A 25,408-nucleotide genomic window follows, 5' to 3' on the forward strand; every position below is an offset into this window, starting at 1 on the left:
TGCATTAAAATTAAAACAAATGAATGATTTAATATTAAACAAACAACGCAATCAAAGCCTCAAAAGAGAAGCGCTTGATAAATCGATTAAGAGAAAACGACTAATTTTGATTAAACCTCTCTTAATGCTAGCTGTTCTCAGTACATTCATTATTCTTTCAATCAAGAATAATAATTTATTCCTTTCTGAATTATTAATTTCTGGAGGAATTCTAATGCTAATTTTTATAGTCTATCTGTTTTCGCAGAAGGAAGCTAATCGTAATAATTTGTAGACGTGTAATGGATTTTCATCTGCTTATTGATAACCTCACAAACCCAGCATTACTATTTTTCTTTTTAGGTGTAATAGCAGTCCAGTTAAAAAGTGATTTAAGTATTCCAGAAAACTCTTCGAAATTTATTTCTTTTTATCTTCTATTGTCTATTGGCTTTAAAGGTGGTCAAGAACTAGCACATAGTGAGTTTAATATGGAAATTTTATGGGCTTTGCTCTTCGGAATTGTTTTGGCCTTGGTGGTTCCTGTGTATACCTATTTTATCCTCAGAAAAAAATTTAGTGTAGAAAATGCAGGAGCAATTGCAGCGGCTTACGGCTCTGTAAGTGCGGTAACATTTGTTACAACTATCTCCTTTTTAGAGCTGGAGCAGATTCCTTTTAGTGGCCACATGGTCGCTGTTATGGCTCTTATGGAAGCACCTTCTATAATGGTTGGTTTACTTTTAATGACGTTTTATAAAAAGAAAAATAAAGAGAATAGTCAGGTACCAATGAAGAAAGTATTACATCATGCTCTCACTAACGGAAGTGTGCTTATAATCATTGGTAGTTTGGTAATTGGCTTGTTGGCAAGTGAGGCTCAAGCTGAAGGGATTAAGCCATTTACCACAGATATCTTTAAAGGTTTTCTTGCCGTTTTTCTATTAGATATGGGAATCGTAAGTGGCAGGAAATTATCTGATTTTGTTAAGAAAGGTTGGTTTGCTTTAGTGTTTGCTATCTTAATTCCAATTATAAATGGGTCTTTGGTTGCAATTATAAGTGGTGTTTTGACTACTAGCAATGGAAATAGACTATTATTTGCTATTCTTGCTGCAAGTGCATCATATATTGCTGTTCCAGCTGCTATGAAGATTGCAGCTCCAAGAGCTAATCCGAGTTTATATATACCAATGGCTTTAGCCATAACTTTTCCATTCAATATTACCCTCGGGATGCCTTTATACCTCTGTATTATAAATTTAACCTAAATAAAATATTACTTCAACTTTATATCACAAATAAAACAATTTAAAATCATGGAAACTTTAGAAGCAATTAAGAAACAACAAAAGATAAATCTAATTGATGGGTGCTACAATGCATCGGAAGCATCTCAGATAATTAATGCTGTATTGAATGTCAAAATTAACTTTCATAAATTGCAAAGATTATCTATTACCGAAGGGAATCATAAGGATAAGTGTGAAATTGACAATGGTCGAATAAACGAATTAATGAACGAACAAGTCCTAGCCAAGGAATTCTTTTCTCAAGCGCGATTAGAAGGAAAAAAGCTAAAAATGCGTAGTACGATTTATATTGAAATAGAAGATTAATCTTGAATGTATAAGTTGCATTGTAGGTTGATATTTTTTAAAACTCAAATGTGTAATTAGGCTTACTAGTTATATTATTTGAGTTTTAAATTTTAGTATATTTAGTACATGCTAAATCCCCTAATATTAATTTTCATCCTACAAAAGAATATAGAAGACTCAATAATTTTTCATTGGGTATTTTTATTACTTACAAGTATTCTAACTTTAGGTGCTATCCTTATAATTGTAAGAGGGTTGTTTAATTTCTTTGAGATGGCTTATGTAGAATATGTCGAGAAAAAGTTGTTTTACAATCATATATATATTTATAAAAACAAACTTCAACCTGGGCAAAAAAGTATCTTAAAACAGAATTTTCGATTCTATGAAAGACTACCATTCAAACAAAAAATTCATTTTGAACATCGTGTATCTAAGCTTTTAAAAGATAAAGAATTTATTGGTAAAGAAATTGATGTTACTGAAGAAATGAAGCTTATTATTGCTGCAACTCAAACTAAGCTAACGTTTGGGCTAAGGGATTATAGAATTAGTACCGTCGAACGGATTATCTTTTATCCAACTGAATTTTATTCTCAAACGAACAAAACCTACCATAAGGGAGAATTTAACCTAGGTTATAAGGCATTGGTGTTTTCTTGGAAGGATATATTGCATGGTTACGAAGTGCACAATGACAATATGAATCTGGCAATACACGAGTTTATACATGCCATTCATTTTTACTATTTAAGTGCCAGAAGGAAAAGTACGAGTGCCGCTATATTTATCGATTCATATGTTGAATTGACAGAAGCATTAGACAAGAATAATGCACTAAAGAAAAAATTGATTGATTCAAAGTACTTAAGAGATTACGCCTATACTAACCAATTCGAGTTTTTAGCAGTAATAATAGAGACCTTTATTGAAACACCACAAGAATTTAAATCCCAGTTTCCAGAGATTTATATAAAAGTAAAAGGAATGCTAAATTTTAATTTTCCTGGATATTGATGCTTAGAGTTTAAAAACTACCTGTAGCATATATTGAAAATGGTTATTATCAAATTGTCTATCTTTTGCATTGACAGCAAATTTTGCAACACCTTGAAGACGTACGCCTATATTGTCTGAAACCCAAAGAGTTCCACCAAAAGCAAGGTTACCTGAAGAGTTAAGCTCATTAACTGAGAAAATACCAAATCCTGCACCAGCATAAAGATCTATCCAATCAGCGTTGAACAGGACATCAGAAAAATAGTACTTAATGTAAGTATTCGTTGAGATGTACGTATAATCTTTTTTTAATACGCCACCATCAATTTCATTTTTAACTTCATACCCATTAATAGTAACATCTTGCTCTATGGCAAAATATTTTGACCACTTGTGTTCTATCGCAATAGCAAATGGGTTTTTAAATTGAAACTCATCTAGGCGAGCAAAAGGTTGTCTTGTTCCTAGACTTCCAACAGCATTTACTCCAACACTAAGTTTCCATGGTGAATCTATAAAATCGCTTTCCGAAGCAGTATCATATCTAGTATTAGAAGTGGTTTGTGATTGACTATCAAAAGTAAATAATGATACTAGAATTAAAAATAAAACTAAATTTCTCATAGTAAAACAATAAGTTAATCCAAATATATGCTTTAAGCACTAATTTACAAAGAAACAGTAAACATATTACATTTAAAAATTAAGGCTTAAGAATTTTTAAGCTTTGTTCAGCCTAGAATTTTTTCCATATGCTTTAATAATATCCTTTCTGTAGTTTTTGTTGTGTATAAAGTGCCATATTCTAGTTGTCAGTAAAGTTTTGAAAAATACAAATTTTGTAATAAAACCATCTATAATTTTCTTCAACCAAGGATGTTTTAATTTTAATAAAAATAAGGTATTTATAAAAGAGTTAGACTTATGATTATTAAAATCACTAAAGAAAATTTTAGCTATTGAAAAGTATTTTCTGAAATATGAGCCCTTATAAATTTCTTCAAAGTTGTAATTGTATTTTCTGTTAAGAATTAATAAGTCATAAATAGATCTCATGCTGATTCTACTAAATAAATGCCCAGAGTCATTAGCTTGAAAATTAAGGATAGAATGGGATAATAGGTGTTTGTCTGAGGGTACAAAAATTTGTTGAACAGTTTCTTTCGTGTTTAAAATGTCTGTGACCTCTAAATAACCTTTATAAGGATTTAACAGTACTTTATTATGGATTTCAACTGCTGCTAAATTGACATCAGATTGAAGTCTGGGTAAATGCTTGTTATTGAAATATTTAGCGCTAATTCCTTGTTTAGTACTTTTGTAATTATGATTTAGCAATAATTGATAGCTTTCATTGATTTGGCTTTCTTGAACTAAAACATCTATATCTCCTAACATGCGTTCTCCAAAATCTTCAAAATGGTTTTTAACTAAGTAAGCAGCACCTTTTAAAAAAACATAGTTTATTTTGTTTTGATTAAATATGGTTGCAATCGATTTAATTTCATTCAACAAGGTGATATTTCGATTTCTGTTAATACCAGTGATTTCTTCTAAGTATAACTCTAATTCTTTAGGGATATACTCCAATAATTGCTTTTCTTTTAATCTGCAGTAGCACGTCGTTAAAACAAGAAAGTCACTAGCAACAAATACAAATTGTTCCCAATCTATAGCATTGGACACCATTTTTTGTTTAAGAGCATCTGTTGAGTTTTCAAAACTCAATATATCAGCAATTATCTGTAAAGTGTATTTATATGATTTTTGATGTGAAGACAATTGTTTTTATTAAGTACTTAAAAGTAAGTAAAAACTTTATGAATCTTCGAATAGATCTTTAAATTTTGAAATAGCAAAGTTATTATTGCTGTAATTTAACTGATAACAGTCAATCTTCTTGAACCAATTGATAAACTTCACAGCATGTGCCTCTTTAGGCGATATCCATGAATCTGGAATCAAGGTTTCAAGAATTTTTTCTGAAGAGACTAAATCAAGACTATCCTTTTTTGAAGTATCATATTTTACATAAACAATTTTGTGACATGGAAAACTCGAGGCCTGACTCTCAAAATTTAAAATAGGAGGTACGTATTTAATATTGACTTTTTTGGGTCCGTTTGTATGAGTTTTTAAATCATCAATACCGTTTAAGTATGGTTTTAAAGCTTCAAAAGCTCCTTTTTTAATAGATGTAGCCGCTGGATAACGATACAATTCGAGGTTGTTTTCATAAAGCGGCGTAAAATCATCACATAATATGTCATAACCATGTGCCATTAACAATACTGAAAGTGTGCTTTTGCCATTTCCAGAGTCTCCAATGATCATTATGGATTCTTTTCCGTTTGAGATGGTTGAAGCATGAAATGTGGCAATCCAATTTTCTATAATGGTATTATGAATAACATTTGTTAATTCCAATGCAAATTTTCCCTGTAGAAAGTGGAAAGATTTAGTTTTAAAGCTACCTATTGCTGTGCCATTTTTAATTAGATGCAAATCATCATTTTGTTTGAAAACTTCAAATACCACATCATGATTAGTACTATTGTTTACTGAATGATGTTCAATTTGAGGATGAATTAAACCTTTTATGACATCTGATTCATAGCGAATAGTTACGATTTTATCATTAAACTTATAAGAATCTTCAATGAAGTTAGATAATGCTTTGTTAGATGAGTCAATACTACTTATTGATTCGTTTTCTATATTGACATCTTCTAAAAAAGTAGAAATATCATTAGCAAGTGAATTTGCTTCATCTCTTTTTAATTGAAAGTCACATGAGATGTTAGTAACAAATGAATCCCGACTTTCGTCAGGATTCAAATATAGTTCTATAAGTTTACTATTAATTTTAGATGTGACTACGTATCTGTTTGATTTCTCAAACCAAAGTAAAACAGTATCTTCATTAATATCATGAATTAACTTTGGAGCCAGATTAGCAGCTTTCAAATCCAAAAAATATATAGATTTAATCGAAAGGGTTTCCTCCTGGATCAGGTGGAGATGAAGCTTGCGCTTGCTTAGGGTTCAAAATAATGAATGTACCAATAGCTGTTAATGCAGCATACTTACTCATTTTCTTAATTGCCTCCTTACGAGTGATTTGATTTTCGGTATTAATTTTTTTCATACTTATTGTTATGATAAAGGCCAAAAATAATAAAATTATTTTAATGTCATTAATTTTTGACCTTTAATTTTTAAAATTAGTCTATTATAACCTTCTTAGTTTTTTCCTGACTGTCATTTTGAACAGTTACAATATATACACCAGAGTTAATGCTTGATACATCAATTCGGTTTTGTAAAAGAGCACTATCAAGTTTTGTACTTAATACCAATCTACCAGCTATATCATAAAGATTTAGCATAGTGTTGTTAGCTAATAGTTGTCCATTTACTACAAGTTCATCTGAAGCTTTTAGCGTATAGATATCTAAATAGTCTAGACCATTCTCTATTGTTGATAATGCGTCTTCCGAAGTTCTAAGGAAGAAGCGTCCAGTTCCAGATAAATCTGAAGCAGGTGTTATCACATAATCAGAATCATTTAACAATGTAGTTGTGTTAGCAACTGTGTCATCTAAGAATACTTGAACATTTGCAGGTAATGTAGACTCTGCAATACTAAATCTAAGTTCCTCACCAGCTACTGCATTTACTCCTAATGGAATAGTAACATCGCTAACGTCAATTGAATTCAAAGTCTGTAATGTTAACTTATCTCCAGTATTATTTTCTACTAATGAAGAGTAGATTGAGAATGCAGGAAGTGTATCACCGTAATGACCAGCGTCATATCCTAAATCGAATCCTAAACTTGCATTCGGATTGAAGAAGAAATCTGTTCCATAGGCATTACCATTTGAAGTCAATTTAAGCTTCATGTAAACTAACTCTGCATTTCTTCCTACGATGTAATCGTCTGATGTACCAACTGTTCTCCAACTTGGATCAAATTGAATATTACCATTGGCAGCAGCACTTACAAAGAAACCTTGACCTGGAGTAACTAATGGATTCAATGCTGCATTAGCTAAGTTTACTAACGTCCAGCCATTTATTGCTGAACCATCATAACCCCAAATACCAGCTGTAGTTGGATCAAATGTAGATAAGTTTGTTTGAACAAAGTTAAATGAATCCATATAAGAAGGGTAAGGGTTACCAACTAAATTCCATTCTTGTTGAACTGGACCACCATTTACAACAGGTGTTGCTATAGCACCATTCTGTGCTGTTCCAGTAAACGTTACTGACCCATTATCAGAAGTTGCAGCTCTGTATCCTACACCAGGATCTAGTGTTGACGACTCAGTACCTGCCCAAGTTACAAATTGACCAAGTGCTTTATCATAAGGACCGAATAGGAATAATGAACCATTATTGAAAATGTTAGGGTTAGCAGAAGCAACAGCACTAAATGCTTGTCCTGTCAAAGGAGCAGACACTAAATCATTACTACCTGTTGTTCCGGAACCATTAACATTAACATGACGCTCATAACTCATTGTACCATTCACAGTACCATCAAGGATTAAACTTGAATACGAAGTTGATGAAGATTCCATTAACATTCCAGCAGCAGTAGTTACTGAAGCTCCTGAAGGAACTGTAACTCCACCACCTGGTCTTACTGTAAATGTATTACAGTCTGTGTCACCTGTCATAACAGCATTACCTGTTGCGACAACAATATCACCAGGAACTGTAGTTCCTGTTGGATCACTTGGAACCCAAGTTCCATCGTAATACACAAACGACTCATCACCTGTACAAGTTATATCCATTTGGAATAATCCAGTATCTCCAGAGTTATAACCTTCAACAGAAATCCAGTATTGAACTCCAGCAACTGCAGTAAATGTAACTTCAGCTAAGTATTCAGGAGCACCAGATTCATCGTAACCAGCAGCAACAAAATTTAAGTTACCAGAAGTTCCTGTGAATATAAGTATTTCAGTATCAAAATCAGACCCAGCATTAATTGTACTTAGTGTCACATCTTGACCAGTTCCTAGGAATCCATACCAAACATTTGGTGAATCTGTATCTGAATTAAATCCAGGAGCATCAGGAGCATCATCTTCATCTAAAGTAGCATTCTCTGTATTTCCACTAACAGAACCATCTGCACAAGTAATTGTAATAGCATTAGCAAAATCATCATTTGCAGGAGGACAACCTGTAGCAAAGTTACCTAATGCAACATTACAATTAGTATCTACTGCAATAATTTCTAAAGTTACAATATCACCTACGTTGTATGTTCCTGTTGTGTTTGTGCCAGCAGTTAATGGGTAGGTATTTGTACCATCACTAATAACGCTTCCTGGATCACCTGCATCAGCTACTTCAACATCTACAGTAAATGTACCAGCACCACAATTATCTACTACTGTTGATCCCGAAACATCTGCAGGAGTACAAAGTGGAGGGTAAGATAAACAAATGTCAAAAACACCTGTACTAAAAGTTTCTGTCCAAATTTGTAAGTAATATGTTGTTGATGGTGATAAACCAGCAATTGTGTTTAAACCTGCTGCTAATCCACTATCACAATAAATTTCGCTTCCTCCACATGCATCATATAATGCTATTTCTAAACTTCCAGGAGTTCCTGAAGTTACTTCAATATTTATAGCAGTTGAAACTGCGTCAGTAGCAACGGTAAACCATACGTCTTGTTCTGTAGTTGCAGGACTTGATAATTCACAACTTCCAATAGTACCACTATTAGTCGCTCCGCCATTATCAAATGATGTCGTTGCACATGAACCAAAAGCACCAATTGGAGCTGCTATAGCTGTAGCACATGTATCATTTGCTGGTGGTGGTGGTTGAGTACCAATACACACTTCAAATGAACTAGTTTGCCCAGTTGTTGACGTCCAAGAATAAACTCTTAAGGTGTATTCTGTACCAATTGTTAAACCAGTAGCAGTACTCGAGTTTGGATCACTACATAATAAGTTTACTAATGAACCACAAGTGCCTTCCCATAGTGAATGGTAAAGATCTGTTGTGCCACCTGTAATATTTATTAAATCTATAGTGTGTTCTGTTGCTGTTGCGGTGAACTTAAACCATACATCATCATCTTCTGTTCCACTACACGTAGCGTCACTTTCTCCAGAAGCTGTAGCACTTTCAATTGTTCCAGCTGTTACTGAACCACAATTGTAATCTGAATTTACTGTAAGTGTAATAGCATCAACACACTCATCATTCACAGGAGGAGCAGGAGGTGTACCAATACATACATCAAAAGTAGTTGTTTGTCCGGCTGTTGCTGTCCAAGTATAAACTCTTAAAGTGTATTGTACTCCTATCGTTAATCCCGTAGCTACACTAGAGTTAGGATCGCTACATAACAAATTCGTTAAAGAACCACAAGTACCTTCCCATAATGAATGGTAAAGATCTGTTGTGCTTCCTGCAGCGTTTAATAAATCTATAGTATGTGAAGTAGATGTTGCAGTAAATGTAAACCAAACATCATCATCTTCAGTTCCAAAACAAACAGTATCACTTTCTCCAGAAGCTGTTGCACCTTCAATGGTAGCAGACGTTGTTGCTGTACAACTATCATCAGCGTTAACTGTTAATGCTATTGCATCAGCACATTCATCATTTTCTGGAGGACAAATGGCTAAGCCGAAATCACCGAGAGAAACTTCACAAGACACATCTATATTGTCTATATCAAGTGTTACGGTTGTTCCAATAGCATAATCTATTGTAGAATACGTTCCAGCTCCAGCAGTAATATCAATAACATTGGTACCATCTGTAATCTGTGTAGCCGTTCCAGAATCAGCAACTACAATATCTATTCTAAACGTATCTGTTCCACCAGGACCACAATCATTAACTATAGTTGTGCTCGTAATTGAAGCTGGACTACAACTAAGACAAGTAACATCATAAGCAATCGCAGTTTGATCAAATTCAGCACATGAATTAGAACCATCTGCATCAAGTACCACAAAAAGATTACCACTAGGTGAAACTACAGTTAATCCTGTTAAGGCTCCTATACCTGTAGCATCACTATCATAGAGTAGTGTACCTGTATTATCTAAACCATCATATATTCTTAAATCATCATAAGTTGTACCAGCGAATGTATTTTGTTCAATAGTACCTGCTGTAAATTCAATAGATAATGAACTTCCATCAGATGAGCTGTATGAATTTTCAATTAAATCATTACTGTCATAACAAAAGCCATCAGAAACTATTCCAGTACCAGCACAATCAACTACAACAGGGCAAGTATCGATAAAGCTTCCTAAATCGATATTACAACTTGTAGTTGCGCCGTGAACTACAGTTAAATTAACAGGAGTTCCTGTAGCGAAAGGTCCTGCAACAGCAGTTGTTCCAGAAAAAGGATATGTAGTTGTTCCATCTGATACACCAGTTGCATCGGCTACATCAGAAAGTACTACTGCTACTTCATATTGTGAAGTACCACAAAGGTTTGTTACTGTAGCAGTATCCAATGTGGCAGGTAAACATTCTATATCAGAAATACATAATTCATACGGACCATCATTAAAAGTTTCGTTCCATAGTTGTAAATAATATGTTGTACTAGGAGCTAAACCATAATACGAGTTTATACCAGTTGCTAATCCTGAATCACAAATAACTTCAGTTCCACCACATGCGTCATAAATAGCTAATTCCACATTTCCAGGAGTACCAGAGGTTACTTCTATATTTATACCTGCAACTGCATTAGTAGTAAACTCATACCACACGTCTTGTTCAGTAGTTGCTGGACTTGATAATTCACAGCTTCCAATAGTTCCACTGTTTGTTGCTAGTGTTGTATCATAAGCTAAAGTTTCACAAGAACCAAAAGCACCAACAAGTGCTGTTAAAGCTCCTGCACACGTATCATTATCTAAAGGACATGCATCTTGAAAAGGACCTTGGTTATAGTCACAAACTGGACTTGTATGAGAAACTGCATATTCAGCCGGAGTTCCTTTAGCATATCCTGAAAAAGTATATGTTAATGTTCCAGGTACAACAAGTTCAAAAGGGAACGTAACGTTATCTGCTAAAGGAGTTGTTCCTACTATAACAAGTGCATCTCCAAGATCGGTAAATGTAATTTCTAAATCATATAAACCATTGCCACAGTCTTCAATAACAGTATTACTTGCAATTACCGACGGTGCACAGGTTAAACATTCAACATTCCAATCCCATTGTGCTGTACAACATGTACTACTAGCGGCACAACTTACTGAGCCATCAGAATCTACAGCAACCGTAATTGTATCACCACTAGAGGAGAATACCAAACCAGATAAATCACCACCATTACCTCCTCTGAACAATTCAGTTGTACCGTCAGAATCAAAAATAACTAAGTCATCACAACAGCTTTCAATGCCACCAGCGTTAAATGTCACTCTTAAAGGAGAACCATCAGTACTTTGGTATATGAAACTGGTTGTGTCGCTATCTCCATAACAATACGTTGTATTAATAGGTGCAGCTGCACAATCAACAGTTGTTGGAGTTGGAGTTGTTGTAAAATTTTGAGGGCCTACCCAAGCACCATAATCTGTACCACCGCAATAAGCTCTTACAAAAACTTCATAATCTGTTAAAGGAAGAAGAGAACCCACTGTATAAGGTGGAGCAGAGTCTGTAGTTGCATTAATTGCTGTACCAGAATCTCCAGGACCTGGATTAGCAACCGCAACTTCTTGAACAATAATTTCCCAATCGGTTTCAGCAGAACCACTAGGTGTCCAGCTTACTGTAACCTCAGTATCAGTAAAACTATCAACAGTTAAACCTGTTACGTTAAGACAAGCAGGTGGAATACCATCAATATAATTAAATTGAACGTTTGGTCTGTTACCATTTGTAGTGGTTGTGTTATTAGCACATGCTGTACCACCATCTACTCTGTAGTGTCGAGAACCACTAGTTTGAGTAGTTGTTCTTACTTGACCATAAGGACTTGTAAAAGGATTTGATCCATCAGAACAAACCTCTACAAGCACGTTATCAACACCATTCCATACAAAATTGGTGTCAAAAGCAATCATATCAAAAACACCTGCAGTAGTTACTGTAGGGTTATAATCGAATGCATTTTTAACAACAGTGGTTGGAGACGCATCATGCGCAGCCGAGTTCGTTGCTGTTGTGTGACCCATTTTAATGGTATAGCCTAACAGTGCACCTCCACCATAATCACCAGCAATAGACCAGCCTAATGCTGTAATTTCGTCATTTGGTGTTAAAGAAGCACTTAGTTCAGCAGCTGTATAAACAGCCTGATATCTAAATGCATTGTAGTAACCGTGAATTGGATCTGCTCCAGTACTTGATGTCGTACTAGTTCCTGTTCCAATTACGATTGATTGCGCATCAGATTGCCAACAAAAGACAAGTAATGCGATGAGAAAGAATGTAACTTTTTTCATAATTTTAGTTTAGTTAATAGCTCAATGTTTGCACGAATGCATAGATAACATAGACAGGTGTAGATAGAATTGGGAGAGGATCTAGCTTAAAATAGGGTTAATTTTATGTTAAATCTGAAAAACAAATATAACAAAACTTAACAATTATCAAACGTTTTGTTAAAAAAAGGTCAGATTTTTTTTAAAAAACTGCTTTTTCTTGAGATTTTGTTTATTTTTTTTTGAATTTTTTTACATATAAAAAAGCGCACTAATTTTTATTTTAGTGCGCTTTTAAAAATTGTTAATTTAAATACTAAGTTTCTATTTAATAATCACTTTTTGTGTTTTTTGTTGACCATTATTTAAAACAGTTACCACATAAACACCTCCACTTAAATTAGACACATCAATACGATTTTCAATAGAGTTGTTATCAAGTTTCGTTGTTAACACTTTTCTACCTTGAATATCAAAAAGATCTAACACAGTATTTTCTTTTAATTGTCCGCTAACTACTAATTCTTTAGAATTGTTTAAAGCGAAAATATTAATAGCAACAAGACTGTTTTCAATAGTTGATAACGCATCTTCAGAAGTTCTCAAGAAGAAACGTCCTGTACCAGATAAATTAGTATTTGGTGTCATCACATAATCAGAATTGTTTAACAATGTAGTTGTGTTAGCAACAACATCATCAAGATATACATTAACAGATGTTGGTAATGTAGTATCAGCAATACTAAATGTCAATTGTTCACCTTGATTAGCGTTTACACCTAAAGGAATAGTTACATCAGATAAATCAGATGTATTTAATGCCTGAAGCGCCATTGAAAGACCAGTGTTATCTTGAACTAAGTGTGAGTAGATTCCAAAATCAGGAGCAGCACTACCCCAAATTTCAGCATCATAACCAAAGTCAAAACCAAGACTAGCATTGTTGTTGAAATAGAAATCAGTTGCGTATGACTTTGTATTTGTGGTTGCGCTAACTTTCAGATAAGTCAATTCAGCATTACGACTAGGTATGAAATCATCAGCAGTTCCAGTAGAGCGCATAGCAGGCGTAAATTCTAAATCGTAAAGTGGTGCATTCGTTGCATCAGCACTTACAAAGAATCCCTGACCAGGAGCCATGACGGTAGAAGCAGTAGTTGTTGCTAAATTGTAAATAGTCCAACCATTTGAAGCATCACCATCATAACCATAGATTGCAGCAGTTCCACCATCAAACAATTGAAGGTTAGTTACTCCACCAACATCATGAAGTAAGAATGTTTGCACATTTAAATAAGAAGGGTAAGGATTTCCAACTAAGTTCCATTTTGCGAACTCTGAACCACTATTAATGATGTCATTAGTAATCGTTCCGTTCTCAGCAGTACCAGTAAACGTTACTACAGAATTATCTGAAGTTGCAGCTCTATAGCCTACACCAGCATCAAGTGTTGTAGTTTCAGTACCAGCCCAAGTAACATAACTACCTGTGACTTTTTCAAACGGTCCAAATAAATATAAAGTTCCATTATTTAGAATATTTGGATTAGCTCCAGCAAACAAGTTAAATGCTTGACCTGTTAAAGGTGCAGACACTAAATCGTTACTACCAGTTGTTCCAGAGCCATTAATATTAATGTGACGCTCATAATTTATAGTACCAGATACCGTTCCATCAAGAATTAAACTTGAATAACTTGTTGAGCTAGACTCCAAAGTTGTACCAGCAACAGTAGTGAGTGTCGCTCCTGTATCAATCGTAAGACCAGCGCCAGCACTTATAGTCATCGAATTGCACGATAAATCACTATTCATTACCAAATCTCCAGATGCAATAATAATATCGTCATCAGAAGACGCAATACCCATTGGGTTATATGGTGCCCAAGTACCACTTGTATACGTAAATGTAGTTGGAACATTATCATAAATTACGACATCATCAAGAAAGAAGTTGTCACCATCATCATTTGTCATAACGAATGCCACATAAACCGTAGAATCAGTATTGTATGCAGATAAATCAACTGCGAATTGTGAATAACCATCTGTTCCAACGATAGGTAAATCAGCTTCTGTATATGTCTGTACTGTTGTAAACGATGCATGATCTGTATCTGTTGTTGATACTCTAATTGTATATACTGATCCGAAAGAACCAGTAAATTGTTGCGCAGCAAAGAATGTCAATTCAGGGTTAGCTGTAACGCTCAGGTCTAAAGCAGGAGTTACTAACCAATCCTCTGCACCAGTTGCGACATTTTCATATCTCACAAATGCTGATGAAGAACCAGTATTTGCTGTAGCAGAAGTTGTCCAATCGTATACTGTACCTTCACCATTTGTTCCTCTAAAGCTTGTCCAACATTGAGGAGGAACTCCGCTTTCAAATCCTTCTTGAAAAGGAAAGGAAGTCACGGCAGAAGCACAAGGATCGTCTAAAGTAGTTTCGCTAGCAGAAGGTATTGTTCCATCGGTTTTAAAATCGATTAAAGCACCAGAGTTTGCGTATGGATAAATTTCAAAGTCGTATAAGGTACTTGCAGTTAAACCAGTAACAGTATACGTTTCAACTCCAGAACCTACTTTTACTTCAAATTCATCATCAGACCAATCTGTTTCATCAGCTGGATCTACAGTGTCACTCGGTGAATAGAATGAAGCAGCACCAGTTTTACCAACAATTAAAAATCCGTCTGCTGCTTGAGCACCATCATTATCGGTCCATGTTAATGTAATTTCAGTATCTGAATCAGCAGTAGCACTAAAAGATGTCACATGATTAGTTGGTTCTCCAGCAGGATTAACCGTTAACACACCTGAGACAAAACTTGAACCATCCCAAGAATCACCACCATCACCATCAGAGATATCATTACCACCATAAACATAAGGACCACCATCTACACTAAAACGACTTACATAGTAGTATGTTCCAGGTGCCAGAGCAGCGCCAATAGCTAATGCATATTCATCATTACTTCCAACCTCGCCCAAGTAAGGTGCAGTAGTCCATGTCCAATCTACAGTTTCAAAATCAGCAACTTCAGCAGCATCAACTGCACTAATACCGATTTCGGCTGTAATATTTGTTCCAGCACCTGGAGCGTTAGTATTTCCTGCTTCAAAAATTTGTGCATATACTGTAGCCGTATTGCCAGCCGTTATTGTTGCAGTTCCTGGAAACTGTAAGTTAACATAGTCAGGTAAGTTTGGAGTACTTGCGTTAATAACAATGTTTCCAGTTGCTGTTGTAGAACTTGTAGTTGCATTAAATGCTGTTGCACCAAATGTTATGTTGAATGCTCCAGAAGCAATATAGTATGTTCCAGCAGGTAGTCCTAATTCTGTTAGAGAACCTAAATTTCCAGTTCCACCATCATCATCATTACCTACTAAATTTCCTACATTATCATAGATACCTATTTCAGTATCTGTTACGCCTGTTGTTGTTTCGTTGTCTACAGTGATTTCGGTGCAACCACCATCATATATCAATTCTACCCAAACTATACCGTCTACACCAGCATCATAAGTACCACTATAAGTATCTGAATCACCACAGCCACTAATGTTGAATGTTGCCACTGTTGTTGGGGCAGGAGGAATGACATCTAACTGTCCAGAAACAAAGCTTGACCCATCCCAGAAATTACCACCATCACCATCAGTGATATCGTTACCACCATAGGCGAAAACACCATTATCAACTCTAAATCTACTTACATAGTAGTAGCTACCAGCAGCTAATGCTGAACCAAATTCAACACTGTATTCATCATCATTACCATATTGAGCATTCCAAGATGCAGGTACCCATGTCCAGTTTGGAGTTTCAAAATCTGCGGTAACTGCAGCGTCAACAGTACTGTATCCTATCCAAGCTTCAACATCAGGATTTGCTCCACCGGCTTCTGTAAAGCCAAGGTCGTATATTCTAGCAAAAGCAGTAAAGGTTCCACCTTCAGAAATTGATCCACTTGCCGGGAATTGTAAATTACAATAATCTACAGTTTCGGTTGAAGGAATAACATTCACATTAAATTTACCAACATGGAAATCGTAATCTTGACTTCCTCCTGTAGCTCCATCAGAAGCCCATATAGCGAATTGAACGTTACCTGTGTAAGCTGTTAAGTCTTCTATATAATCTGTTCCGGCTGCGTCTGGTTCGTTTCCAGCATTCCATGTTGTTAGGTTAGACCAAGTTGATCCACCATCTGTACTAATGAGTAATTGTACTTCATCATCAGAATCCATAGTTCCATCTATAGTTGTAGTTCCAGAGAAGGCGTAATCTGTAACGGCTACATTAACTTCTAATTGGAAAGGGCCACCAGTTGATAAATCAAACGTTGGTGATAACAACCATTCTCTATCTGTATTAGTCTGGTAGATATTCATAGCATTACTAGGTCCATAAGCATATGCTCTGTTTTGTCTCCAATCTGAAGCACCAAAACCTCCTGGACCAGCAGCAACTTCACCACTACCAGCTTCATCCCAACATGAATCAGGAACATTTACTGACATATTAGCGACATAATCTGGAGTAATTGCAGCACAAGGTGTTGTAAAATCTAATGGGCCAACCCATCCTCCAAAATCAGTTCCTGCGGTACATTCTGCTCTAACATATACTTCATAAGCTGTATTTGCAGATAACCCACCTTCAGTATGAGGATTCGTTGTTGTATTAGCTCCAGAATTATCAGCAGCGCCAGGAATGCCCGTGCCATCAGCTTGAACAGCTATTTCCCAAGCAGTTTCACCAGATGCAGAAGCTGTCCAACTAATTGTTGCAGAAGTGGCTGTTGAACTATCAAGATTTAACCCTGATACATCAAGACAACTTGGAGGAAACCAATTAATACAAGTTACACCTCCTAAGACAGTGTCTGTAGAGTAAACATAAGCGCCATTAGCACCTACAACTCTAATTCCTGCAGAGGCCGCATCATTGCCAATATTTCCAGCACCAAAATCTGTGTCTTGGTATAAAAATGTTATTTCATTTGAAGTTTCATACAGTATAATTTCAAAAGTACCCCCAGAAGCTGAATTGCTATAACGTGGTCTGTTATTCCACATGATTACAGCTCTCCTTGTCGGAGCCGTTCCAAGAACTTCCCAACGAATGTCTCCATAATCAGAATCTAAATCATCTGAAAACGCATAAAATCCAGGAGCTGTTGGCGTAGAAGACGTACCAACGTTTCCACTAGTAACTCCAAATAATATACCACCATTATCTCCTACTCTTAAAGCTGAAGAAGATACTCCATCTAAAGTAAAAGAAAAGGGTAAGGTAATGTTTGATTCACCATCATCTCCAATAACCAGAACTGTTCCAGTTGCACTAATATCATCAAAAGATGTGGTGCACGCGTTGTCGAAAGATAATTGTGCTTGTGATTGCCAACTCATAGCCAGCAATGCGAATACAATTAAAGTAAATTTTTTCATAAAATTTTATTATTAATTTAAAAAGATTAATCTATACCATTTATTATAAATAGATGTAGAGACAAGCAGAATTGAGGGCAAAAGACCGATTGGAAAATAGGTTAATTTCCATAAAGCCTAATAACAAATATATAAAAATAACGGTATTAATTACCTTATTGTTAAGAAATTATGTTCTTTGGGTAGCTGTTAGTAATTTTTTGGGTGTATGTGTTACTTTTACATAAAAAAGCGCTCTAATTATTATTAGAGCGCTTTTTAAAAGTATAAGGTTAATAGTAATAATTATTTAATAATCACTTTTTGTGTTTTTTCTTGACCGTTATTTTGAACATTCACCACATATACTCCAGCACTTAGATTAGACACGTCGATACGATTTTCAAGGGTAATATGATCAAGTTTAGTTGCCCATATTTTTCTACCTTGGATATCAAAAAGCTCTAACATGGTATTGTCTTTTAAATGTCCGCTAACCACTAATTCTCTAGAATTGTTTAAAGCGAAAATATTAATAGCATCAAAACTGTTTTCAATAGTTGATAACGCATCTTCAGAAGTTCTCAGGAAGAAACGCCCAGTGCCAGATAAATTTGTAGCTGGTGTAATTATATAATCAGAGTTGTTTAATAATGTTGTTGTATTAGCAACCACATCATCAAGATATACATTTACAGACTCGGGTAAAGTTGAATCTAAAATACTGAAGGTTAATTGTTCTCCTTGACTCGCATTTACTCCTAATGGAATTGTTACTTCACTTAAATCTGAAGAATTTAAAGATTGAATAGCTAATTCTGATCCAGTATTATCTTCAACTAAGTGAGAATAAATAGAAAAACTTGGTGCAACATAACCCCAAACAGAAGTGTCATACCCAGCATCTAATCCAAGTGTTGCATTAGCATTAAAGTAAAAATCAGTTTTAAAATTTGATGTATTTGTACTTAACTGAAGCATTAAATATACTAGTTCTGCGTTTCTTCCTACAATAAAGTCTTCAGTACTACCTGTTCTTCTCATTGTTGTTGTAAACTCAATATTACCAGAGCTTTCAGCTGCTACAAAAAAACCTTGCCCTGGAGTAATTAGCGTAGAAGGAGTAGTGTTTGAAAGATTGTAAATAGTCCAGCCGTTTGAAGCATCTCCATCGTAACCATAAATACCAACACTTGTTTCATCTAATAATGCAGCATTTGCCGTATTGTTTAGGAAATCTTGAACGTTAAGATATGCAGGGTAAGGATTACCAATAAGGTTCCATTCTTCAAATTCAGGACCAGCTATGGAAATAGCTATAGTTGTTGTCGTTAAAGGTGATTCAGGACCAGTAAATGCTAAGGTTGTACCAGCATCTGTTGCCACGCGATAGCCTCTTCCACCATCAATATTAGTTACCGTAGCATCGGTATAATTTTCAAAGTCTCCAGTGGTTTTGTCAAAAGGTGCAAAAGCATAAGTAGTTGGGCCAACATTGCCATCATCTAATAGTGCAGCGGCATTTGCTGGTGTCAAAAATGTTGACCAAGCACCACCACCTCCAACAGGTGCTGAAATTAAGTCATTACCATTCGCATTAGAATTGACAAACCTATTATACGTAATATTACCAAAAGAACCTCCATTAGTTATTAGACTTGGATACTGTGTGCTAGTCGAAGTTAAATTTAAATCTCCAGAAACAAGTAGGAGACCTGAAACCGTTAGGTTACTCGTCGAAGGGACATTTACAGTACTTCCACTTTCGATATTTAAATAAGGTGCAGTAGTATCTCCTGAAACACTCACAGTGCTATTGCCAGCAACTGTATATGTACTATTGAATTCTAAAGAGTTCAAATATAGATTTCGTTGACCGCTTCCACCATCACCATTTGTTCCAGCACTCACATTGTAAAATCGTATATTTTCAATAGTTCCTGGGCTAATTGCAGCTATGGTTCCACTTTCAGAACCTGATAAACCTCCTGATCGCACTGCAGTCCATGAAACATCACTAGCATTTTGTGTAAATGTAAATTTAATTACCGTATTTGCGTCATAAGCATTTCCGTAGAGTCCAGGTGTACCTGTAATATTGTATTGGTCGCCACCAACATTAAAATTGATAATTGTTGCATCTGAAGCATCTCTCAAATCAAAACCTTTGTTTCCATCTCTAAAATTCACACCAACAGACACAGAAAACGAATCGCCTTCCTCTAATGCTTTTGGCATGTCAACTGCAGCACCAGAAACTGCTCCATTACCACTATTTGCAAACATACCAAATGAGTTGCCACTCACATCTAAAGCCGCGGAGAATGACGCAATGAAACGTCCCGAAAATCCACCTTCTGGAAGTGCTGTGTCAAAAGTCCAATCGCTAAAGCCAGTTCCTGCGTTGGTCGTAGTCCAGCTTGCGCCTGGATAATTATTTGCATTGTCTTCACCTAATTCAAAGGTGTCCACACCTAATTGTGCCTGAACACTAGATGACAACAAAGCAGTAATAAGTAGAATGTATAAATTCTTCATAGAATAACAATTTTAATTTAAATGTAATTAGTTGGGTAAATATATAAAAGTAATTATGTACTAAACACACGAAAACGTTTTCGTGTTGATAAATTGATAAAAGATGACTTTTTCAAGCATTATTAAATTGTTAAAACAAAAAAACACACAAATTTACTTGTGTGTTTTTTGATTTAAAATATTCTGATTATAATTAATCAAAAGGGTTTCCTCCCGGATCAGGTGGAGAAGATGCTTGAGCTTGTTTAGGGTTTAATATAATAAATGTACCTAATGCTGTTAGTGCAGCATACTTGCCCATTTTTTTAATGGCATCCTTTCTCGTTATGTTATCTTGATGTGTGTTTATCTTCATTTTGAATATATTATTTAATGATAACTTTTTGTGATTTCTGTTGTTCGTTATTTTGAACATTAGCAACATATACACCAGCACTTAACGATGACATATCAATACGATTTTCAGAAACTGTATTGTCAAGTTTTGTGCTTAATACTAATCGACCTTGAATATCATAAAGATTAAGCATTGTATTGTTCTTTAATTGCCCATTAATAACTAACTCTTTAGATTGGTTTAACATAGAAATTGTTAAGTTGTCAAGAGTATTCTCAATTGTAGATAATGATGTATCATTAGTTCTAAGAAAGAAGCGTCCAGTTCCAGACAATGCTGAGGAAGGAGTAAACACATAATCAGAATTCGTTAATAACGTTGATGTGTTCGCTACTGTGTCATCTAGAAATATCTCTACGGTTGATGGTAATGAATTGACCAAAATTGAAATCGTTATCTGTTCACCCTGATTTGCATTAATTCCTATTGGAATGGTAGTATTATCCAAGTTTGTTGTATTTAGTGCTTGTAATGCAATAGCTTCTCCTTCATTATCTTCAACTAGATGTGAGTAAATTGAAAAAGCAGGAGGTGCGCCAAATAATTCGGCATCAAAACCTAAATCAAATCCAGCACTCGCATTAGGGTTAAAATAAAAATCGGTACTATATGAATTTCCACCTGCGCTAGCATTAAGAGTAAAATAGATTAATCCACCATCACCATTACGACCAACAATAAAATCATCAGTAGTTCCAGTAGATCGCATAGCTGGAGTAAACTCTAAGTCGTAAAGTGGAGCATTTGTAGCATCGGCACTTACAAAGAATCCTTGACCAGGAGCGATAACTGTAGACGGAGTAGTAGTCGCTAGGTTGTATATCGTCCATCCATTAGTTGCACTACCATCGTAACCATAAATAGCAGCAGATCCAGCATCAAACAAGTTTAGATTTGTTACACCACCAACATCATGATTTAAAAACGATTGTACATTTAAATATGAAGGGTAAGGATTACCTACAAGGTTCCATTCTGCAGAGACTGAGCCACCATTGATGATGTCATTTGTAATGGTTCCATTTTCAGCTACACCAGAAAATGTTACTACAGAGTTATCTGAAGTTGCAGCTCTATATCCAACACCAGCATCGAGTGTTGCTGTTTCAGTGCCAGCCCAAGTTACAAATGTACCACCAGTTTTTTCAAATGGTCCAAATAAATATAATGTGCCATTATTAAAAATGTTTGGGTTACCAGCAGCAAGATCGCTAAAAGGCTGACCTGTCAATGGTGCAGAAATTAAATCATTACTTCCTGTAGTACCCAAACCATTAATATTAATATGGCGATCATAAAGAATACTTCCAGCAACTGTTCCATCTAAGATTAAACTAGAATAGCTAGTTGAGCTAGATTGTAATTGCAAAATATCGGTTGGTGTAAGCGTTACTCCAGAAGACACAGTAATGCTTGCGCCAGGTAAAACATCGATTCTGTTACAAGTAGTATTCGAATTAAAAGTTGCATCACCTGATACTATAACAATATCATCACCAGCTGTTGCTACACCGTTTGGATCACTAGGAGACCAAGTGCCATTAAATGTATAAGTCACAGGAGCTACATATGCAGCACCAGGAGTACCACCTGAATAATTTCCTGAAGCTACCCAATTTGCAGCATCTGTATTGTCGAATGTTACATCGATTAATTCTAATGAAGGACCATTACCATCTGCAGCAGTTGGCCAAGGTGATCCGTCATCATAGGTAACAGTATCAATAGAAATATTTGCACCACTAGGATCAAATAAGAGTTCTATGGTTGCAGTACTATTAATTAAATTATTACTATCATTTGTAGTTTCAACAGGAGTAGCGATAGCACTTACATCAGGCGTAAATGGGTTGTCGTTATTATAAGTTCCATCACCATTACTACCTAAAGCGATTGTTAAATAGCTTCCAGCTGTAATAACTGTCCCTCCAAAATCAAAAGTGCTTCCGTCATAACTTAGTCTCCAGTTAGAATCAAGAGTAATATCTGCTCCTGAAGCATTGTAGATTTCAATCCATTCATCATCGGAACCAGATGAATTGTACATGATTTCAGAAATAACGATATCTCCTGGTAATGGTGTACCACCATCATTATCTTGAATGTCTAAATTAAATGTAGTATTAAGACCAACAGTAGCATTGTTACCACCTGCAACGTTTTGAATCTCAAAAGTCATGGTTTCAATTGGTTCAACCAAAGCATCATCTGTAATGGTAACTGTAACCGTTTGATTTGCTGAAGTTCCTGCTGGGAATGTTACGGTTTGAGTCACGTATGAATCAATGTCTGCAGCATCACCTGACGTTAATACGACATCAAATGTAGTATCATTTATTGCATCTTCGAAAGTAATTTCGAAAGTTAAGTCGTAAGTTCCGGCATTTTCAATCACTGAATCAGAAGTGGACGTAAACTGAACAGATGTGTCTGCAGTACCTTCAACAACTAAGAATTCAGAAACGCTGTAACCTTGTCCACCACCATTCTCAGAAAATTCGAAACCAACTTCTAATGTTGTTGCTCCTGAAACATCCAAAGAAAGTACTGAGTAATTTACAGGATCACCATTGCTAGATGCAAAAGCGGTCTCTACTCGTGTTCCACCATCTAATATGTAGAAATATGAAAAATTATTTTCATTAGCACCTACGTTCACACCAGTAGCAGTGATGTCTACAACATTAATTCCTGTAACATCAATGACCTGACTTGTGAAAATACCTTGTCCGCCCCAATCATCACTTAATAACTCACCGGCAATAACTTCCCATGAATTAGAAGAGCTGTCTGTTAATGGTGCAGTATCGTAAGAAACTGTCCATTGGTTTGGAGCAGTTCCAAATGGTCCAGCAGATGCAGGTCCTGCGGCTGGAGGTGAAGCCGATGAGTGCGCTGGAAAGCCATCACCATCATTAGAAAAATCAGCATCATATAAAGTTCCTGGTAAAACAGGTTCGTCATTCGCTAAAATTGTTAGGTCGAATGAACTATTTGCCCCAACAGCTGCAGCATTTCCACCAGCAACGTTTTGAATTTCAAACGTTAAGATTTCATCTGTTTCTTCAAGAGCATCATCTGTGATGGTGATTGTTAAAGTCTGATCTGCAGAAGTGCCCGCAGGAAAAGTAACTGTTTGAGTTGTATATGAATCAATATCGGCAGCATCACCAGATGTTAAAACAACATCAAAAGTCGTTGCATTTGTAGCGTCTTCATTGGCGATAGAAAATACTAAATCGTAAGTCCCAGAATCTTCAGCAACACTTACTGCAGTTCCAACAACGTTTACTTCAGTAGCAAGTGCACCTTCCTGAATGATAATTTCAGTGATGTTCCATTCTTCTGGACCAGAACCTGCAGCTGCATCATAAAAGAAGGCAAGGTATGCTGTACCAGTGATTCCAGAAGCATCTACTGATGTCACTGAATCTGGAGAAGCTCCAAAACCAGTTGATGTATTATTAGGGTCAAATGCTAAAGCAGTCCATGTAGCAGTTGTTGGATCTCCAAAACCAGGGTAATCTGTAGAGTATCGTAATTCAAATTCTTCAAAATCATTAATATCATCTCCAAATTCTTCTGATGTCGTAACTGCAATAGTTTCATTACTCGTTAAATCAAAATCAATACTAAAGTTAGAGATTAACCAGTCAACATCATCAGGATTAGGAAAACCATTCATAGTATAAGCACCAGGAGCACAAGTCCAAGAATTACTACCCACTTCACTAAATGCAACCCATTGCGCAGTTCCACAATCTGAAAAATCTTCAGAATAAGGAAGAACAATTGTTGGAGGAGCATCATTGTTAGTGATGGTTAAATCAAAAGTGCTAGGAATTCCTGCAACAGCACTACTTCCACCAGTTACATTTTGTATTTCGAAAGTTAATGTTTCGTCAGCTTCAAACAAGGCATCATCTGTAATCGTTATGGTAAGCGATTGATCTGCAGCTGAACCTCCTGGGAAGGTAACCGTTCCGGTAACATAATTATCAATATCTGTATTATCACCAACTGTTAACACTACATCAAAACTTGTTGCTGCAGCATCTTCATTTAAAATTGTGAATTCCAAATCAAATGTGCCTACACCTTCTGATACTGATGAAGATGTTCCAATAAAACTAACTTCAGTATCAGTACTTGGACCAGAAGCACCAATCCAACTACCTGGATCGAAATCAGCAGGAGCAGATTGAGCAGCATTTGTGTGATTTGTGCAGCCTCCTACGGTTGAATCAGCCCAAACATTCCATTCGGCTTCATTCCAAGTTGCGTTTCCAGATGTTACTGAAGAAGCTCTCTCAGCTCTACCATCTTCAAACTCATGACAAGTTCCAGAACCATCTTCACCAGGCACTCCAAAAATATCTACGATTGTTGAGGTGTTATCAACTAAAGCAATTTGGTCATCTCCGTTACTATCAACTGGTCCACCTGTACCAAGTTGAATAACTGTTCCACTGAAACTTGCAAATGTTCCTGAAAAGGTAGCACTATTGGCAGCAAAAATAATAAATCCTCCTGCTGGAATAGTACCACTTAAGGCTACATCACTTTGAGGTGTAGCATTATTATTTGTCCATCTTCTGAGGGCCCAAGTGGATAAATCAACAGAAGCGCCTCCTGCATTGTAAAGCTCTACATATCTAGATCCAGCACTATTGTCAGGATCTGCAAGCTCTGTAATGAAAACTTGGCCAAACCCTAAACCTGTCATCATTAGGGCGATTAAAAGTGTGTAAATGTTTTTCATTGTGAATTTAAATAGTTTTAAAAATTATATATTAATAGCAAATGGTAATCACAGATTGCAAATATAAAGCAAAGTTACTTACGTAAAGGTCTTAAAATATTAACAAACGGTTAAATTGAGGTAAATGTTAACAAATTAGTTAATATCTTTTTGACCCTAATTTTATCCAAAAGTCACTTTTGCTAAGCTTGTAAAAAACCGCAAATCTTTTACTATTCTTGTTTTACTG

The 25,408-nt window shown here is 35.7% G+C and carries 13 protein-coding genes; 4 read left to right on the top strand and 9 right to left on the bottom strand.

Going from position 1 to position 25,408, the window contains the following annotated elements:
- Window positions 1–19 precede the first annotated feature (19 nt).
- From TD18_RS01690 to TD18_RS01705, 4 genes are all read left to right on the top strand, one after another.
- Window positions 20–274, top strand: a complete 255-nt coding sequence (locus tag TD18_RS01690) for a hypothetical protein (protein WP_040247595.1) — start codon at window positions 20–22, stop codon at window positions 272–274.
- A gap of 7 nt (window positions 275–281) precedes the next feature.
- Complete coding sequence (locus tag TD18_RS01695; RefSeq protein ID WP_040247597.1) at window positions 282–1,250, top strand: sodium-dependent bicarbonate transport family permease; 969 nt, start codon at window positions 282–284, stop codon at window positions 1,248–1,250.
- A gap of 48 nt (window positions 1,251–1,298) precedes the next feature.
- The gene (locus tag TD18_RS01700) at window positions 1,299–1,598 is read left to right on the top strand and encodes a hypothetical protein (protein WP_040247599.1); all 300 of its coding nucleotides are present in this window, start codon (window positions 1,299–1,301) and stop codon (window positions 1,596–1,598) included.
- Between the two features lie 108 nt (window positions 1,599–1,706).
- Window positions 1,707–2,597 carry a zinc-dependent peptidase gene (locus TD18_RS01705; RefSeq protein ID WP_052460994.1) on the top strand — a complete coding sequence of 297 codons (891 nt, stop codon included), beginning with the start codon at window positions 1,707–1,709 and terminating at the stop codon, window positions 2,595–2,597.
- 3 nt (window positions 2,598–2,600) lie between these two features.
- Here the strand turns inward: TD18_RS01705 and TD18_RS01710 are convergent, their stop codons facing one another.
- The 9 genes from TD18_RS01710 to TD18_RS16540 form a co-directional block, all read right to left on the bottom strand.
- Entirely contained in the window at window positions 2,601–3,203 is a 603-nt protein-coding gene (locus TD18_RS01710) for a hypothetical protein (protein WP_040247602.1), read from the bottom strand.
- A gap of 96 nt (window positions 3,204–3,299) precedes the next feature.
- A complete protein-coding gene (locus TD18_RS01715; RefSeq protein WP_152611283.1) occupies window positions 3,300–4,361 on the bottom strand; it encodes a nucleotidyltransferase family protein in 1,062 nt (353 codons plus the stop codon).
- A 36-nt stretch (window positions 4,362–4,397) separates the two neighbouring features.
- Window positions 4,398–5,552 carry a phosphoenolpyruvate carboxykinase (ATP) gene (locus tag TD18_RS01720; protein ID WP_152611284.1) on the bottom strand — a complete coding sequence of 385 codons (1,155 nt, stop codon included), beginning with the start codon at window positions 5,550–5,552 and terminating at the stop codon, window positions 4,398–4,400.
- A 13-nt stretch (window positions 5,553–5,565) separates the two neighbouring features.
- Window positions 5,566–5,727 carry a hypothetical protein gene (locus tag TD18_RS17345; RefSeq protein WP_162835782.1) on the bottom strand — a complete coding sequence of 54 codons (162 nt, stop codon included), beginning with the start codon at window positions 5,725–5,727 and terminating at the stop codon, window positions 5,566–5,568.
- Window positions 5,728–5,803: 76 nt separating this feature from the next.
- Window positions 5,804–12,058, bottom strand: coding sequence for a fibronectin type III domain-containing protein (locus tag TD18_RS01725; RefSeq protein ID WP_040247608.1), 6,255 nt, complete (start codon window positions 12,056–12,058; stop codon window positions 5,804–5,806).
- Between the two features lie 303 nt (window positions 12,059–12,361).
- On the bottom strand, window positions 12,362–17,503 hold the full coding sequence (locus TD18_RS01730; RefSeq protein WP_040247610.1) for a T9SS type A sorting domain-containing protein: 5,142 nt from the start codon (window positions 17,501–17,503) through the stop codon (window positions 12,362–12,364).
- 285 nt (window positions 17,504–17,788) lie between these two features.
- The gene (locus TD18_RS01735) at window positions 17,789–20,020 is read right to left on the bottom strand and encodes a T9SS type A sorting domain-containing protein (protein ID WP_040247613.1); all 2,232 of its coding nucleotides are present in this window, start codon (window positions 20,018–20,020) and stop codon (window positions 17,789–17,791) included.
- Window positions 20,021–20,213: 193 nt separating this feature from the next.
- Window positions 20,214–20,375: a hypothetical protein gene (locus tag TD18_RS17350; protein WP_162835783.1), complete on the bottom strand. Its 162-nt coding sequence runs from the start codon at window positions 20,373–20,375 to the stop codon at window positions 20,214–20,216.
- Window positions 20,376–20,385: 10 nt separating this feature from the next.
- Window positions 20,386–25,179: a lamin tail domain-containing protein gene (locus tag TD18_RS16540; RefSeq protein ID WP_084205808.1), complete on the bottom strand. Its 4,794-nt coding sequence runs from the start codon at window positions 25,177–25,179 to the stop codon at window positions 20,386–20,388.
- Window positions 25,180–25,408 lie beyond the last annotated feature (229 nt).

Origin of the sequence: Psychroserpens mesophilus (assembly GCF_000826645.1) — a bacterium.
GTDB lineage: Bacteria > Bacteroidota > Bacteroidia > Flavobacteriales > Flavobacteriaceae > Psychroserpens > Psychroserpens mesophilus.